13 protein-coding genes are annotated in these 16990 nt (G+C 61.0%); 7 read left to right on the top strand and 6 right to left on the bottom strand.

What is annotated here, in order from left to right:
- The 6 genes from KF840_23535 to KF840_23510 all read left to right on the top strand — a co-directional run.
- Positions 1 to 648, top strand: a 648-nt coding sequence (locus KF840_23535) for a hypothetical protein (GenBank protein ID MBX3027877.1), incomplete at its 5' end; no start/stop codon positions are given.
- A 274-nt stretch (positions 649 to 922) separates the two neighbouring features.
- Positions 923 to 1528 carry a hypothetical protein gene (locus KF840_23530; protein ID MBX3027876.1) on the top strand — a complete coding sequence of 202 codons (606 nt, stop codon included), beginning with the start codon at positions 923 to 925 and terminating at the stop codon, positions 1526 to 1528.
- A gap of 387 nt (positions 1529 to 1915) precedes the next feature.
- Complete coding sequence (locus KF840_23525; protein ID MBX3027875.1) at positions 1916 to 2368, top strand: hypothetical protein; 453 nt, start codon at positions 1916 to 1918, stop codon at positions 2366 to 2368.
- A 46-nt stretch (positions 2369 to 2414) separates the two neighbouring features.
- Positions 2415 to 4328, top strand: a complete 1914-nt coding sequence (locus KF840_23520; protein MBX3027874.1) for a type IV secretory system conjugative DNA transfer family protein — start codon at positions 2415 to 2417, stop codon at positions 4326 to 4328.
- 185 nt (positions 4329 to 4513) lie between these two features.
- Positions 4514 to 4975 (top strand): plasmid mobilization relaxosome protein MobC, encoded by a 462-nt coding sequence (mobC, locus tag KF840_23515; protein ID MBX3027873.1) that lies wholly within the window; start codon positions 4514 to 4516, stop codon positions 4973 to 4975.
- Positions 4976 to 5074: 99 nt separating this feature from the next.
- Positions 5075 to 7108: an AAA family ATPase gene (locus KF840_23510; GenBank protein MBX3027872.1), complete on the top strand. Its 2034-nt coding sequence runs from the start codon at positions 5075 to 5077 to the stop codon at positions 7106 to 7108.
- A gap of 520 nt (positions 7109 to 7628) precedes the next feature.
- Here the strand turns inward: KF840_23510 and KF840_23505 are convergent.
- From KF840_23505 to KF840_23495, 3 genes are all read right to left on the bottom strand, one after another.
- Entirely contained in the window at positions 7629 to 8144 is a 516-nt protein-coding gene (locus tag KF840_23505) for a GNAT family N-acetyltransferase (protein ID MBX3027871.1), read from the bottom strand.
- A 3-nt stretch (positions 8145 to 8147) separates the two neighbouring features.
- Entirely contained in the window at positions 8148 to 8435 is a 288-nt protein-coding gene (locus tag KF840_23500; protein ID MBX3027870.1) for a DUF1778 domain-containing protein, read from the bottom strand.
- Positions 8436 to 8544: 109 nt separating this feature from the next.
- Positions 8545 to 9228: a hypothetical protein gene (locus KF840_23495; protein MBX3027869.1), complete on the bottom strand. Its 684-nt coding sequence runs from the start codon at positions 9226 to 9228 to the stop codon at positions 8545 to 8547.
- Between the two features lie 343 nt (positions 9229 to 9571).
- On the opposite strand from KF840_23495, the gene KF840_23490 reads away from it, so the two are divergent.
- Entirely contained in the window at positions 9572 to 10951 is a 1380-nt protein-coding gene (locus tag KF840_23490; GenBank protein MBX3027868.1) for a hypothetical protein, read from the top strand.
- A 3552-nt stretch (positions 10952 to 14503) separates the two neighbouring features.
- Here KF840_23490 and KF840_23485 read toward each other — a convergent pair.
- The 3 genes from KF840_23485 to KF840_23475 form a co-directional block, all read right to left on the bottom strand.
- Entirely contained in the window at positions 14504 to 15469 is a 966-nt protein-coding gene (locus KF840_23485) for a tyrosine-type recombinase/integrase (GenBank protein MBX3027867.1), read from the bottom strand.
- A 192-nt stretch (positions 15470 to 15661) separates the two neighbouring features.
- Entirely contained in the window at positions 15662 to 16402 is a 741-nt protein-coding gene (locus KF840_23480; protein MBX3027866.1) for a hypothetical protein, read from the bottom strand.
- Between the two features lie 121 nt (positions 16403 to 16523).
- On the bottom strand, positions 16524 to 16958 hold the full coding sequence (locus tag KF840_23475) for a hypothetical protein (protein ID MBX3027865.1): 435 nt from the start codon (positions 16956 to 16958) through the stop codon (positions 16524 to 16526).
- Positions 16959 to 16990 lie beyond the last annotated feature (32 nt).

Below are 16990 nucleotides of genomic sequence, written 5' to 3'. Positions count from 1 at the left end.
CGCGTCACGATGCCCCCGTTTGAAGTCGCGATGGGTTTGGGATTCACCGACCGGACGGCGCTCACCATACAAGAGGCGTGTGATGGTTGGGCCCGCATCGATCGCGGGGCGGACTATGGTGACGCGGTGGCCTTCAATCGGACCCTCACGACCGAAGGGCAGTCGGCGGACTCATTGATCCGTCTCACGGAGGAACAGAACGGATTCGTCTCGCTGCTTCCACGTGATTGGGACGAGCAATACGTCAGCCGCTGGGTTCCCAAGGCAAGCAAGCAGCGCACCTCTGTCCTCGACTACGCATTGATCCTTCGCCACACCGATCACGTCGCAGACAATCGTCGCAAGGTCCGCCTGGTTCTTGGGGGATTTACCGAGCGCGGAACGGCCGCTGCCGGACGATATTTGGCCGATCACTGGCATAGTCTTTGGGCACGGTTTGTGGATGGTGAGTATGATACCCCGTCCCGTGGAGACTTTCTGATCATTATTGCCGGACTGTCCAGCCCTCAGCAGTTCGAGGAGTGGAGAGAGCACCAGCAGTTTGAAGTGACCCCACGGCGATTGCGTGATCTGAGTATCGACTGCCTATGGACACGTCGGCTCGCCGGCGGCGCAAATGATGTCCAGAGGCTGCCCAACGGCCAATGATGAAAGTATATTAACCATATGGCGCGATGGAAATATGATATGCTGCGGCACTGCAATAATCGAGCGTTGAGGAGCGCGCGCATGAATGGTGGAAAGGTACTACGACAGTGAACATTGCGACGCGGTCGCTCAACTCGGACCCGCAACGACAAGAGCAGAAGCGGGTCGGGCGCTCAGCGCGATTGCCCGACTTCCGCCCGAGCGGCAGGCGGCGGCCCTAGGCGTGCCGGGAGTGGTGACCTGCTTGGCCATGCGAGGGCAAGCAGAAAGAATCGTGGACACAATCATCAACTTGCCAGCACGCCAGCAAACGGCGGTGCTAGCAACCGCAGACGCCCTGATTAGGCTGACAGGCAGCCGGGCTAGGGCAACGCGCCTTATTTCGTTACTCGAAAAGCTATCTGTGGAACAGCAGGCCGGGGTGCTCGCCGCGGATGGTGCTCTTTTCGGATTGGTCCACGCCGGATACGCGGATCGTACCGTGGTTCTCGTTGAAAGACTCACGCTACAAGAGCAGTTCAGGGCGATGGCCGCAGGCGGAGCCGTGATGGGTCTTGCCGAGAACGGCTATGCTACGTGGTCGATGGACGTGATCGGAAAGTTCGCAGCCCAGGAGCAGACGATCGTTCTAGCGAGCGAAGGCGCAGTGAGATGGCTGTGTAACTACGGTGAGGCAGCGCGCGCTATTGCGATCATCGAAATACTTACATCGGAACAACAGGCTATTGTGCTTGCCAGCCGCGGCGCAGTGGTCGGCTTGGTTGAGGCCGATCAGGGAGCACGACTGGAGGGGGTTCTCGAGAACGTCGCCGAGGCCGTAAGGACCACGGCGGTTCATCGGCCCGTCGCCCCCCTCGGCCAACACCTCAAGTACCAGTAGTGGATTGTCATAGAACGCCTCGCTGAATTGATTCGCGCGTGAGCGCGCCCGCCTTCCTCCTGTCTGCAGCCTGTCTACAACCTCGCCAGAGAACTTCCTCCGACCGATAGTCTGCGTGTCTGCAGACGACTACCGAGAAGGGAGGAGACTGATGGCTGATCAAGTCCTTGGACCGCTACCGCAGGCGGGCGGTGTCGCCACCGTTAAGCATTCCGACGGGTCGCAGACCCAAGGGACGAACAACGGGCGTGACGCTGGGGTGACCATTCTGAGTCCGACTGGTCCACCCAACAAGGTCTATCCCATGGAGGGATAGGCCAAGAGAGCAGAAGCAGGCTCTGGCGGCCGTTGTGTCGCCAAAGTCTCGCGCCAGGATCCAGGCCGGAGATGACCAACCCATCGGTCGATGCTCCCCAGCAGAGGAGACTGTCCGCGGAGGAGATCCGTGCAGCGCGCGTCGCAGAGCTGACGGATCCGCAGGCGCGCGACGACATCCAGGCGCTGTTGAAGGAGAGAACCGCGCGCCTCAGCGAAGTTGCGCAAGAGCAGAAGGCGAACCACGAGCGCCGCCTGGCCGAGCTTACTCGGGCGAAGGTGAACGCGCGTAACGCTCCCCAGCTGACGCCGTCCGAAATGAAGCCGGCGCCGGTCCTCGATCAGTGGGGCTGGCAGACGGTTCAGAGCGAGGCGCGCGCTGACCTGCAGCGCCTCTACACGCAGCAGTCCAAACTCGTCGCGCAGGCCTACGACCGGAAACTCGACCAGCGTCTCGACGCCGCCGAACGGTCGGGAGAACCGGGACGGGCACCCCGGGTCACTACGTGGGACCGCGACCGCTGAAGGGCATCAATCTATCACCTCAATTGAACGATAGGAGAGATCGCAAATGACAAACTATAGAGCGGTACGGCACGACGGTCCCGTAGACCATCGCGTGGTCTTTGGCGCACTAGCCGCCGCCGGCGCGGTGCTTTCTGTGCTCGCATTGACGGACGTGGCTGCGGCGCAGAACTTTGGCACCTGGCCGACGCCTCCCGCGGCTCACCCCGTGACCATCTGGACGCGCCTGCTTGCCTGGGGGCTCGCCTTGGCGAGCGGCGGCCTCCTGGGCGCGTTCTGCAGTGACAAGGCGAAGCCTTTCCGGCGCTTCCTCGCGCTGGCGCTCGCGTTGCTCATTGCAATCGCTGGCGCGCTCGCGAGTGCAAGCATGGTCAGCATCGAGCTGTTCGTGGCGGGGTTCGCCGTCGCGTACTTGCTGCTTCGTCTCCCGCGCAAGCGACCGCCCCGCGATACCACCTTCGGTTCCGCCGAATGGGCGACGCTTGAGCACCTTCGCGCGCATGGGCATGTCGGCGAGGAAGGATTGTTCCTCGGTCTCTTCGAGGCCGATGGCGAGCGAGTTCCCGTGCAGTACAAGGGGGACCGTCATCTCTTGACCGTGGCGCCAACTCGCTCCGGCAAGGGGACAACGGCAATTGTGCCCAATCTGTTCCGGCACTTAGGTTCAGCACTTGTCATGGATGTGAAAGGGGAGAACGCCCGTATCACGGCCGTTCGCCGAGGGGAGGGGAATAGCACGATCCCCGGCATGAAGCAGAAGCTTCACATCGTCGATCCTTGGGGCGTTACCGGCTTGCCGGTCTCCCGCTTCAATCCACTCGATTTCATCGCCAATGATGAGCTCAACGGCAGCGAGAACGCCATGATCCTCGCGGATGCTCTCGTCCCGCCGCATGGGAGTAAGAGCGACCCCTTCTGGGACGAAGAGGCCAAAGCCCTTCTCATGGGATTCATCCTCTTCGTTGCCCTGGATGCCTCTGAGGAGGGGCACCGACATCTTGGCCGGGTGCGCGACATCATCGTTGCCGACGCCGACCAGTTGACCGACATTCTCGCCCGCATGATCGTGAGTCCTCACCGCGTCGTCCAAACGACAGCAGCGCGCACCGTGTCGAAGGACGAGAAGCTGCGCAGCAACGTCTTCGCTTCGCTTCAATCGCACACCCATTTCCTCGATAGCCCGGCGATCCGTGAGAGCCTCAGCTGCTCGGACTTCAGCTTCGATGATCTGAAGACGCAGCTGATGACCGTTTACCTGGTCCTCCCGGCCGACCGGCTGAGCACCTTCGGCCGCTGGCTTCGGCTTCTCGTGCAACAGGCCATCACCGTCAATGCGCGCAACATCGAGCAGCAACCCGAGCATCCGATCCTCTTCGTGCTCGACGAGATGGCGGCGCTTGGCCGACTCACCATGGTCGAGCAGGCCTATAGTCTTATGGCCGGCTTCGGCATGCAGCTCTGGGGTATCGTCCAGGATCTGTCGCAACTCGAGCGTATCTACGACAAGGGCTGGGAGACATTTGTCGGCAATGCGGGCGTGGTGCAGAATTTCGGCAGCCGCGACCACAGGACTGCCGAGTACTTTTCGAAGCTCGCCGGGTTGACGACGCTCGAAAAGCTCTCGATCGGCAGGAGCATTGCCAACGCCGTAAGCTCCGCCGTGGGCGGCAACAGTACGACCACCACCAACAGCTATACGCGCGACGTCGTTCAGCGGCAGCTGGCCTACCCGGACGAGCTGATGGTGATGCGCGACGACGCACAGCTGGTCTTCATCGAGAACTGCAATCCGATTCGCGGATGCAAGCAGCCCTGGTTCGCCGATCCGCAGCGCCGATCCTGGGGCATCGATTTCCGGCAATTTAACGGCAGCGTCACGCCGACACCGCCCACCAGTTCCAATGGCCACGACATCAAGGTGGAGATTCCTACGGCCGGCGAAGTTCACGCCGAGGGGTAAGCGTAGAGCGCGCGCCGCTCATCATTTCGGTTCAAAACCTCCGCTTCCCCCGAAGGGGGACGGGAGGGGGACGCGCCGCCGTCGATCACGTCGACGGCGGCGCCTGAAGCGATGGCGACCGCTGATGGCCAGATCGGATCGCGTCGAGGCCTGGTCGCAGGTGTCTCATACGGGTGATTTCCGGGTTGACCTATCTTGGGTTCAGCTCGGAAGTGGCGAATCAGTTGCGTCGAAAAGAAAAGGGAGCAAGCTATGTAATTCCTCCGGAATTACGGCTTGTCCTCGAGCTGGGAACGCACATGGCAAGGCTCAGGGCATCGTATAGAGGCGAACGCCGGACCGCCCATTTCGGCCTTCAGCTGACGCCGAGCGAGCGCGCCGAGCTCGAACGGCGCGCTCGCGCCAAGGGGCTCGTCCTCGCCGAGTTTGTCCGGGCTTGCTGTTTCCTGACTGAGGTCGCCGGGGCGGCGGCGCGTGTTCGATCGCGCGACAGGGATGCCATGGCTCTCGTGGCTGAGCTTGGCCGCGTGGGGAACAACCTCAATCAGCTTGCCCGCCATGCCAACCAGACCGGCGCGCTCGCGATCGAAGAGGAAGTGCGGGAGACGATCGCGCAATTGAAAGCGACGCTGAGCCGCATCGTGTGAGCCGTGGTTCCGGATATCACCAAGGGTAGGGGTGTCAGTGGCAGTGTCCGCTACATCCTCGGCCAAGGCCGGGGACGCGGTAATGATTGGCAGCCCGGCATGTCGAGCCGGGTCGCTTGGCTCGGCGGCCAGGGCTTCGGTTTTGAGATCGAGAGCCGGGTCGACGCTGACCTTGCCCGGCGCATCATGGAATTCGCGGCCGTGAACCAGGCGAGCCGGACGAAACGCTGCGAGAAGGACGCGCTGCACATCTCGCTCTCGTGGCATCCCGACGAAAAGCCGACGCGACCGCAGATGGAAGCCGCCGCTCGGGACGCCTTGAAGGCGCTTGGGATGGAAAACGCGCGGGCCGTGTTCGCCGCTCACAATGACACCGACCACGCGCACCTTCACATCGTCGCGTCCCGCATCAACCCTGAGACTGGCCGTGCGTTCAGTGATCGGGATGACTTCATAAAGATCAACGCCTGGGCTCTGGCCTACGAACGGCAGGCGGGAGTCATCCGCTGCAACCGTCGCGAGGCTATCGATCCGCATGATCATCAAAAGCTGCTTGAGACGCTCACCTATGACCGATCGACCTTTTCGCGGCGCGACCTTGAGCGTCTCCTCGCGAAATCTGTGATCAGCCGCGCCGAAAGGAACGAATTCGCCGACCGCATCCTTGCGCGTGACGAGGTGATCCCGTTGCGCGAATCAGCTTCGGACCCCGTTACCCGCTACACCACGCGCGCCGTGCTGGCCGCGGAGCGTGACGTCCTTCGGGACGCCGCCGCCCGGGCTAAGGATACGCGCCACGGGGTCACGGACGCCGTCCGCGAGCACACGCTCGATCGCCACGCGCACCTCGATGCCGAGCAGCGCGCGGCTTTCGGCCAGGCGACCGACGCCAAGGCGCTTGCGATCATCGCCGGCGCCGCCGGTACAGGGAAGACGGCGACACTGACGGCCATCCGCGACGCCTATGAAGATACCGGTTGCCGCGTCATCGGCCTTGCCTGGACCAATGCCGTCGTCCAAGACCTCAAGCGCGACGGGTTCACGCAGGCGGCGACGATCGCCGCCGAGTTGAAACGGCTCGAACTCGGTCTCGCCACTTGGGATCGTCGGACCGTGCTGGTTGTCGACGAGGCCGCGATGCTCGCCACGCGCCATTTGCAGCAGTTGACGATGCGGGCCGATGCGGCCGGCGCCAAGTTGATCCTGGCCGGTGACGACCGCCAGCTCGCTAGTATCGAGAGGGGAGGTCTATTTGGGGCCCTCCGGCAAGAGCATGGGGCCGCGGAGCTCCACGAAGTGCGGCGCGTCGCCGACGCCGAACAACAGCATGCCTTCCGTCGTATGCATGGCGGCGACTTCCGTAGCGCGATCGAGATTTTCGAGAAGAAGGGCGCGGTCCGTTGGTCCAGCACACAGGAAGAGGCCCGTGCTGACCTCGTGTCCCGCTATACGGCCGACGCGGCGGCAGCCCCGGGGAAGAGCCGCTTCGTCTTCGCCTACACAAACGCCGATGTCGCGGAGATCAATCGCGACATTCGCGCGCGTCGAAAAGAATTGGGCGAGCTCGGGCGCGACCACAGCTTGCCGACGAAGGCCGGCGCGCAGATGTTTGCCGTCGGCGACCGCATTCAGTTCACGGGGACGGCGCGGCACCGCAGCGACCGCGACAAGGGCCTAGCCAATGGCGTTGTCGGCACAATCCGCAATATCAACGGCAGCCGTGTGTCCATCCAACTTGACGGGCTCAAAAGCGGGAAGCCGCGTTTTCTATCTTTCGAGGTCGGGGAAAACACGGCGCCAGGTCAGTTCAACAGCTTCCGGCACGGATACGCGGGAACGATCTACAAGGGGCAGGGAAGGACTCTCGACCAGACGTACCTCTTCCATTCGCGGCATTGGCGGCGGGCATCCAGCTACGTCGCCTTAACGCGTCATCGCGGCACGACGAACCTGTTTGTCGCGAGGGAGACCGCTCGTGATCGCGACGAGCTCGCGCGCCAGATGGCGCGGGTCGATGACCGACGCTCGGCCTCGCAGTTTCTCCAGGACCTATCCGACGCCCGCCTTGAAGCAGCGCGTCAGGGCGTGCGGCGTTCACTGCTCCGACGGAGCGGCCCCACGCTGGAGAGGTAGGCGCGGTCCTATGCTGAGTGGACAGCAGGACCGCGAGTCTTGTGGCCCATGGCCGTTCGGTCTACCTGTTCAGCACGAAGGGAAAGAGCAGGGAAGGAGGATGCGTATGTCCAGTTTTGACGAAATCTGCGATCGACACGGACTGACGCATGAAGCACTCAATGAAGCGCGCAAGCGACACCGGGAATCTGGGTGCGACAAGCCATCAGAGCTTCGCTTGATTGATCGCGGGTCGAAAGCGTTCGTCCGCTGCGATGGATGCGGGGCGGAAACTGAAGTCCTAAAGCCGACGGCTTCGTAGCCGGGGAGCGATCGCAGCGCACCCAGCCACGATAGGATGGAAACTCCGAAGGGCATCGCTCCCGCCCCTTCGATCCATGTTGAATGTCGCCATGAAGGAAGACGAGCCGAGAGGGGGCCGAGCGCCGCAAGGCCAAGGGGTCCAAAAACCTGCAGAGACAGCCCGGCCTCGAGCTTGATGTCGAGACCACCCTCATGATGCCGTTCGGATCGCTGATGGTCAGCCTTTGGAACCACGACGGCCGAGAGCTGCGCGCAGATCCTTAAGAAGCAGGAACAGGTGGTAAGGATCCGTCGGCGACGCGACGAAATCGAAGTGCTCGTAAAACGCCCTCGCCTCGTCGTCCTTGGCATGCACGGTGAATGCCCGAATGCCGGCAATGTCGGCGGCGTGCAGGGTCCGCAGCATGGCATCCTTCAACAAGCCGGCGCCGTAGCCCTTGCCCTGGGATGCAAGCGCGACAGCCAGGCGCGCCAGGAGCATGATGGGCACCGGGTGATGAGCGAGGCCTTTGGTGAGACGGCCGGCGGCGTCCTCGTGCGCGACTTCTCCGACCACGAGCGTGTAGTAACCGACGATTCGGTCATGGGAGAGGGCTACGTACGTCTGGGACGCGTCGGCTTGTTGGTTCGGCAAGGCGTAGCGCACCAAAAAGCGATTGAGCGCTTCACGCCCACAATCGAAAGCCTCGACGGGATGCTTGCGGTTCAGCTTCTCGATGCGGAGCGCTGACACGGACTATCGCCGGCCGCGCTCGAAAACGCTTTGTGTCCGCAGAAGCCGTTTGAGGCGTGGCGTCGGCCGGGGCGGCGCGGCAAGCGCAGCCTGAAAGGCCTCCCATTTCGCAGCGGTCAGCCCAAATCGCCGGCGGTCCGGTAGGGTCTCCTCGGCGCGAGCCAGCGCGCTCTCGAGAACAAACTCGCTCAAGGAACGGTGGGCAGCGACCGCCGCGCTCTGAAGCGCGCGTTTGGCGGACCGCGTGAGGCGCAGATCGAGCTTTTCCTTTCGGGTTTCGAGATTCGGCATGGATCTTTTTCCTAGTTTGTCCCGACGACTATACCACGCCTGCCAGACAATGTCATGACAATCCTGAGGCCCGCTCCTGAGCAGGGATCGAGGCGCCAAGCGGGATCGGCTACGTCTTTGGAAACACGGCGGATTTCGGTCGGCGGGCAGGGTCGGCGGGTGGCGTATGGAGCGCTTCTGCGGCACCGGCGGGCTCGCTCACTTTGCCCGAAGACGCCAGGGAAGGAGGAAGCGCGCCATCCCAATAGCCGTCATCAACGAAGGAGACGTAGCGGCCCTGGCCGATCACGATGTGGTCCAGCACGCGCACGCCGATCAGCTCGCCGACCTCACGGAGCCGGCGGGTGATATCCAGATCCTCGCGGCTCGGCGTCGGATCGCCGCTTGGGTGATTATGGACGAAGATTACCGCGGCGGCACTGTAGCGAATTACAGGCAAGTAGGCGTCGCGCGGGTGGACGATGCTCGCCGTCAGCGAGCCCTTGGAGAGGAGAACGTCGCGCAGCTTGCGGTGCTTGTTGTCGAGCAGGACTGCATAGAAGAACTCGACGCGCTCGGTCGCGAGCCGCTCGCGGAAATGTCCGTAGATGTCGGCCGAGCAGCGGAACGGCTCGCCGACGGGGAATTCCCGTTCGCTGTAGCGCCTGGCGAATTCGAAGAGCGTCCACAGCCGTTCAATACCAGCCGGCGGAAGGCCCATGGCGGTCAGCTCATACGCGGTCGCAACCGCGAGCTGGCCGAGATCGCCGCCGGCGAGGTTTAGGGCAACGTTGCGGTCAATGTCGAGCAGCATGGCGACAAGCTCGGCGGTAGGCGCCGTGGCTGGATCCCAAGGTGCGGCAGGGTAGGGGACAGCGCGCTCACCCACGGTGAGCTGTCTGTCTGCAGGATTGGTGTGTCGTATCGGCGTGGCGGCCCCCCCTCGAGAAGCACGTGGCAATCAAGAGACCCTAGAGCCGCCCCGCGCTTCGTCAAGGCGTTTCTGCTTGGACCCAGCGACGCGGGCGGATCGCGTTTTCGTTGACATCAGGCCACCTGCTATAGGACATTCTAGACACTTGAAATCCTGTTCGCCTCTTCCAATGACCTCATCCCACCCCAGGCGCCGCCGACTGCGCGATATCAACCAAAAGCCAGTGGCAGCGGCGATCATCGCCCTCGGCGCCAGCTTAGCATTCACTCCCGCACCCGGTCTCGCCGCCGCTGACGCGGGTGCGAAATGCGTCGCCGCGAAGCTGACCGCGGCCGGGAAGTACGCTAACTGCATTTTGCGGGTCACTGCTAATGCAACGGCCCGTCATACCGCACCTTTCTTCGATTCATGCCAGAATCGCTTTGCGCAGCAGTGGTCAAAGGTCGAATCGGACCCTAAAGGGATGTGCCCAACACAAGGCCACGGCCAAGTGGTGAGAGAGGCAGTCGACCTTGCAACTGATATCGTGTCGACCGCAACCTTTGATTCGCTGGACGATACGGGTTGTACGGCAGCGCAGGAAAAGTCTCTCGGCACCTACCTGCAATGCAGCCTGACGGCCTATGCCAAGGCCCACACACAGGGTAGCGCGCCCGATCTCTCGCGCTGCCGCGCGCGCGCCGACAGCGATTGGACGGCGAAGCTGAACAAATTTCCTGGAGCTTGCTTCCTGCAATCAGCTTTACAGCTCCGTAGCGATCTCGACATCCGGGTGGCCAAGATCGCTGATCTCATCTCTGGGGTAGCACCCCCTCCTGCTACCCCGGCCCCACCAGTCTGCGGTGACGGCGTACTCAACCAGGTAACGGAAGAATGTGACGGCGCGGACGCGCACACATGTCCCGGCGCATGCCGGAGCGATTGCACGTGCCCGAATCAGGCCAACCGCGTTGAATTGATCGTCCAGCTGGCGCAGCTAGAAGGACTCGTACACCGGGGCCTGACGACAGTGACTGCCACTCAGCCCGTTACGGGTCTGACGACCTATATCATTGCAGATATCGGCGGGCCTTACGCAACCGCTGCATTTCGCCTTGTCGACATCCAGGGTCAACCGGTCCAGAGCGTCAGTTTCGTTCAGAACCACCCGCTCGCCGCTGCTACTGACTATGTTGGACAGTTTAACATCCCGGCGGAGCCGTTTAAGGTGGCCGTTTCGGGTTTGACTCGCGACGGCGGTGCTTACAATGTCGTTAGCCGTACCTTGTTTACCCCACAATTCATCCAGCTCAACTGGGATCCGGATCCTCAGTATCCATCTGAGTTACCACCCGGAGGGACCGCAACTCTCCACTTTACTGCCATGAATCACGGTGCACCCGACTCATTCGCGGTCTCCGTTATCGACACGCTAAATCTCGGTCTCCATCTCAACACCACCTCCATAACGCTCGCTTCAGGTGCCAGCGCCGATATCTTGGTGACGGTATCGGCACCTGGTATTCAAGCACGCTCCCAAGAGTCTTCTATAACTCTAACCCTCACAAGTTCCAGTAATCCCAATCGTTCGACGTCATTCACGGTGCCCGTTCTGCTTGAGTAGAGTACGGCTGTGAAGCAGTATTGGCTATTGGCGGTTCTCGCTAGTCTATTCTTTTCCTCCCCCAGCCCGGGGTTTATGCCTCCTATTCATAGAGAGGTGACTCTGTTTACGCTCTCCGCGATGAGCGCTTCCGGCCCGAATGGACGCGTTCGCTTTTCGACACAGCGACAATCGGAACTCGCTGGAGAGGTAGTTGCCGTGGATAAACGCCACCCCTTCTCCTCGTCCTATCATTTTGACAACGAAGCCCTTCGAGCTAGTTCAACAAACATCATCGGTTGGACCAATACGGCAGTTCGGTGTTTTGCTACACCGGACTACTCCGGTTACTTATCATGCGTGATCACACAGAACCCAGTTCAACGAGTCGGTGAAGCACTGCACGCGATACAAGACTTTTACTCCCATAGCAATTTTGTTTCGCTGTATCCGTACGGTACTCTCACGATGGTTTACGGCTGGCAGTTTGGAAAAACTACTCTACTCGACCCACTACCCGGCGATGCCTTTTGTGACGCAAATGATGCCGGAATGTTGTTGTCTGTCGGGCCTGCCTATAGACGAAATGGACCGCAGAAACTCACGACCGGTTACTTTTCTGTAGACGATTGGACAATGTCTTTAGGGCCATGCGCGGCATGTAGCCAATCCCAAGCCCTTCCACGCAAGGGAAAATGCCAGCACGGAATGGGGGTTCCACCAGACACATCATGTTCTTCCCCCTGCACAAAGGGCTGCAAAGGCATCAACAAGGACCAGCCCTGCGAGCAGGCGGCCGCGGATTCGTGTGTTGAGCCGCCATTCTCCTGCTGGCATGGCCAGGAGCGGCACTACGAGGCTCGCGCCGCCGCTACGGCCGCTACATCGGAATACATGCAGTATCTCGTGCAGCGGATAAGCGATATCAACCCTGTTGGTGTGTGCCGGTTGTTTGGCCTGCCGGATGAGGAATGTTCGCCTAGGCCGACGCCGACGACAACGCCCACACCGGCACCGGACACCCCGCGGCCGACGGGCACGCCGAATCCGACCTGTGGCATCCCGGCGGACTGTCAGGTGCAAGCCGCTTTCGGAGTGCCGCCCTGGGACGAACTTCAGGGGACTCCGCCGCTTGTGAATGGGGGCATCGCGAACTGCCCGGCCACCTCCGATCCGTTTGCAGACGCCGCCGCCTGCGTCACGCAAGAATTTGGATACGATGGCAGGTTATTCTTCCGGTCTGACCTGGGCTTGGACAGCACCGGCAGTGTGCCGCCGAGCGGCTACTCTGTGAAGCCAATTGTTGGATTCTATTTGGCTCGGTGTAGCGCGCCGTATTATATCGCATCTTTTAACGATACGTATATCCGATGCTCGCTCTGGAACTCGCCTTTGGAGCCGACCTCGTTGCCTTGCGAGGAACCAAATGGCTGCAATGCAGCCATTCCGTGTGGATATTCAACTGCAGGGCGGACTTACGGGTCTTTGTTTGAATGCGGGCCGCGGGAATCGTGCGGCGGTGGCCTGACGTGTACTGCTAGCTGCACGTGTCAGTGAATAGGGCCCGAGTCTGCATTTATGGTCTTGGCGATCGTGCTCTGGGACCGAGTGGCCTCTGGGGGGGAGGGTCGAAATGATCCGGTCGTGCCGTTGCCTCGCGCTCGTGCTCACGCCTCTTGCCTTGCTTCTTCTCCGCATCCTGCCGAGTCACGCTCAGTCTGCCTGTCCCGGCGACTGCAACGGCGGGAATACGGTCACGGTGAACGAGCTGATTGCGATGGTGAATATCGCCCTCGGCAACACCGGCATCTCAACGTGCACGGCCGGAGACGGGAATCATGACAGCGCCATCAGCATCAACGAACTGGTCGCCGCCGTCGGCGCCGCTTTGATCGGGTGTCCGCCGTCGGGGTTTATCCCGATGGAGTTTAACAACGAGACCATAACTGACGCTTCCTTGCCAGCTCCGGTCACGCTCAACGGGACTCTAAACGTGTCAGCCGACGGTATAGTAACGGGCCTGCTTGATGCAGCATTCGGCAACAATGGCCGAGCCACTATCGTTGCGACTAGTGACGGATCTGCTTTCGTTCAGATCGGGAACTCTCAACTTGGCGTACGGTCGTTATCGCAGTCTGTCGATTCCATAGCCGCAGCGCTTAGGCGCGATATTGACTCAGGTTCTAGTCCAGACAAGTGGGCCGCCTCGGAGCAGTCCATTCTCGCTCTAATGGCACTGGCATCCACGCCATCATGGATATCGAACGTCACCGCCGCCGATGCCAGATCTCAGAAGCTTCGCGAGTTTACTCCAGTCAACCTGCTGGAAGCCAACCTGCGACAGACAGATTCCAGCGATGGTGGCATCTTCTGCGACATCGCCTCTCTTGTATTCGCAGTGAGAGTGACGCTTGCAGCCGAACCGGGATGTGCCGCGCTAGCTGGTGCCTGCCTGCTGGCGGCAGAGGCACCGCCCCTTATAGCTGCTTGTGAGGTGTTCGTCGAAACCGTCTGCGGTGTCGGAATCTTTCTCGGAGGCGACGCTGCTTATCAGTTTGCTCTCGCCCATTGGGGCGCTTCGTCTACACCCACTCCCACCGAAACACAAAAGATACCAACGCCAACAGATACTGGCACCACGGCGACGCCGAAAGGGACGCCCTCGGTGACCGCAACGGATCGCCCGACGGCGACCTTGACCCCGACGCCGACCCCAACTGCGGCGCCGACCGTAACCGAAACATGCGGCACTCCCGCTGACTGTCAGGTTGAAGCCGTCTTTGGGATTCCCCCGTGGAATGTGTTGGACGAAGTGCCACCGGAGTTTGTTAATTTCGGGACGTACACATGTATATCGACCGGCGATCCTTTTGCTGATGCCGCAGGATGTCTTGTAACGGGTTTCAATTTAGATGGTCGTGTGATGTTTCGATCTGACTTGGGGCTTGATAGTACTGGCAGTGTGCCACCAAGTGGGTACCCGTTTGGGACTGATGGCACTCTCTCCCGTTCCATCCGCCCCCGCTGCAGTGCACCCTTCACCCTTCCCAACGGCAGAGCTGCGGTAATGTGCAGGTTACTATTTTACGCCGGCACGTCATCGCGACCTTTAATACCCTGCGACGGCACGGGGGGCGGCTGCACCGTGTCAATCCCTTGCGGATACCCGTTCTTCTGCAGCGCGTACGCGGGGCCTGAAGACTGCGCTATCTCCGGCTGTGAGCTGGGCGATTGCCCGGCCGGACAAACTTGCAATGGAGTACTCTGCTCATCCTGCACGCCACCGCGGTATCAATGTGGCTGTTCGTAGTCAGCAAAGGAGGGGGCGTGGGTGATCTCGACGAAAAATGAGAGGCCATTGAGGCTTGCACGCTGAGACCCGGACAGGCATTGGAGGAGCAAAGTTCCAAACACCACCGCTCCGGCGCGCGGCGGGTAGACCTCGAGCGTAACGAGCCACCGCCAGATCTTCCCGGAACGTTACCGCCGGCAACTCGCGAACTTGCGCCAGCACTGGGGCAGGAAGCGTCCGATAAGAGGTTGCCGGTGACGTTCCGGGACACAGCCAACACGTCAGATCGAAATCCTCTCGACTTCATCTAGTGTGATCTGATCGTCGGTGCGGTCGTAAAGCTTCGTCGTCCGCGGCGACTCGTGCGCCGCGATCTGCTGCGCGTGCTCGAGCGTACCGCCGTTTTCGAGATAGGCCGTGATGCCGGTCGCCCGGAAACTGTGACAGCACACCGCCGTTGAAAGGCCGACGTCGCCGGCGCGGCGTTGAATCATCCGGAAAACGTCGGTGCGGTTCATGCGCGTCTCGGTCAGGAACCGCGTCTTACCACGGGTGGTACGGAAAAGGGGAGAATTCTTCTCTTCGGCGATGCCGGCGGAAGCAATGTAGGCGTCCAGGTACTCCTCGGCCTTATGGTGCGCCGGCACATCGTGCCGCTTGCCGCCTTTCTCGTGCAGCCGCAGCCAGGCACGTCGCCCCTGGGTGTAGTAGTCCGCGACCTTCATCCCGGCAACGGCGCCGACGCGAGCGAAGCTGTAGACCATGACGGCAATGACCGCGCGGTCACGCAGGCCGACGACGTTGCCGATATCGATGCCGTTCAGCAGCTGACGCGTCTCCTCGACGGACAGGACTGGCGTCTTGCCGCGGCGCACGATGTGCCGAGGTCCGCGGACGGCGCTGGCCGGGTTGTGCAGGACCACCTGGCCGGTCAAAAGCCAGTCGAACAGCATCCGGAGTGCCGCCAGGTGCTGCTTGACGGTGGGAGCCGATCGGCGGCCGGTCAACTCCTCTATGTAGGTGGCGACGACGACGGGTTCGATTTCCGCGAGCCCGTGAAGGCCTCGCACGTCACACCAGACGAAGAAATCCCGGGTGGCCCGCGCGTAGGCTGCCCGAGTGTTCTTGTTCCGGATCGTCGCCGTGAAGAATTCGAGGAAGCGACGCCGCGCCCGATCGCCGGCCGCGGCGATGATCCTGGGCACGCCGGGGAACTCGCCCGGAAGCAGGGGCTGGGATTTCGAAATGGTTAACGCGGTCGATATGGGGCACCTACCAGCGGGCGCATACAGTGCAACATAAAGGACGTTATGTTACATAGCAAATCTAAACATGAGCTTGATTATCTTCGGGCAACCCGCCCTTAGGCACTTCGGCCCAAGCTCACCGGGGACTGTGCGGTTAGAACCCGCATCCAGCGCCCTGAAGAGTCCGACGTGTCAGCGTGACTTCTTATCAAGGGGCGATTTCGCCGGCGGTCGCTTCTTCAGTTCGGCCTGTCGTCGCTCCGTCTCTTTGTGCCCCCTGAAGAAGGCTATCGCTTCCTTTAGACGACCGATGGCCCTTCGGATCTTTGTCGTCCCGGACCAAACGGATTTGATAACTTTAACCAGGGTCCAGCCCGTGAAGTCATGAGGTGCGACCGTTGCCGCTGACGTGATATCGACGACAACCAAAGCAGTGCCAATGACCCCTTCCGCAACACCTTCAAGCATTTCACGGGTGACTTCTGGGATCCGGGACACCTCGCAGACGAGTGTGCTGAAGTCACGGACGATCTCCACGACCTCTGGGTCGAGGATCTCGGGGTTCTCTAGGTCGTGCTCGCCACGCGCATCGACTTGCTCCCTAAGAACATCGCGTACGCGGTCTACGAATACCGGACTAATGCCGAGAGATTTAAGGGTGTTGCTATGCTCAGTCAGAAACCGCTCAAGGTGACCTACGGCAGAGTATTGGATCCCTGCAGCGCGCCTTACTACGTCGGCGAGCGGGGAATTTGGGTCCCCAAGAAGTTCGTGAAGACGGCTAACGGTCTCGCACAGCGCAGAAAGTAGGCTTGGAATTCGCTCGAGTAATCCAGGTGAGTCCTTGCGGTCGAGGATGTTCTGAAGTTCCTCTCCGTTTCGAAGAAGCTCGACGGCAATCCGATGCAGCTCCTCTACGGTGAAGTAGTCCATCAAGATGCACTCCGGTGTTCACTGGGTTGTCGAGGTAGCAGCGACAACTTTGCCGCCTGTGGTATTGTTCATTCTCGTGGCAGTGTTCACTCTCGCGGGAGGCGCTTGCATTTGGCGGCAGTTACGCTTCGATTCGCAGCCCGTACGTGCGGGCGCGGCGCACAAAGGCTTCTTGGGCTCCTTCTAATACCTTACACGCCTCATCGCGTGTCTTCCGGTGATCAATCGACCCGCGGGTCGCAATCGACCCTCTTTCGTTGGTGCTGCGGAGCACAACAATCTGCTCTGCGTCCCCTAAGACCGCGATGTTGGCATTGTGCGTAACGATAATAATTTGGCGTTGCTCCTTGGCTCTGCGCAACACAGGGACCAGGCTGCGATAAATGAACTCGCCATCGAGATTGTCTTCCGGTTGGTCAACAATCAGTGGGTGGGTTGCGCTCGCGGACAGCGTGAGTGCCAGCAACACGGACTGTTTCTGCCCCATCGAGAGAGCCGCAAACTCCCTCGCCATCGGTTTGGCCGATCCGCCCGGCATGGTCACTTGCTTCTGCACTATTATTGAGTATCGTAAAATATAGTGACATT

It is taken from the genome of bacterium (assembly GCA_019637795.1).
Classification (GTDB): domain Bacteria; phylum Desulfobacterota; class Binatia; order HRBIN30; family CADEER01; genus JAHBUY01.
Note: the sequence above shows the minus strand (reverse complement) of the source record. Positions and strands in the feature narration are given on the sequence as shown.

Bases quoted from the DNA above. Each gene is read 5' to 3' on its own strand.
- KF840_23525 (MBX3027875.1), top strand. From the start codon at position 1,916: ATGACCAACCCATCGGTCGATGCTCCCCAGCAGAGGAGACTGTCCGCG.
- KF840_23520 (MBX3027874.1), top strand. From the start codon at position 2,415: ATGACAAACTATAGAGCGGTACGGCACGACGGTCCCGTAGACCATCGC.
- KF840_23510 (MBX3027872.1), top strand. From the start codon at position 5,075: ATGTCGAGCCGGGTCGCTTGGCTCGGCGGCCAGGGCTTCGGTTTTGAG.
- KF840_23500 (MBX3027870.1), bottom strand. From the start codon at position 8,435: ATGCCGAATCTCGAAACCCGAAAGGAAAAGCTCGATCTGCGCCTCACG.
- KF840_23495 (MBX3027869.1), bottom strand. From the start codon at position 9,228: ATGCTGCTCGACATTGACCGCAACGTTGCCCTAAACCTCGCCGGCGGC.
- KF840_23480 (MBX3027866.1), bottom strand. From the start codon at position 16,402: ATGGACTACTTCACCGTAGAGGAGCTGCATCGGATTGCCGTCGAGCTT.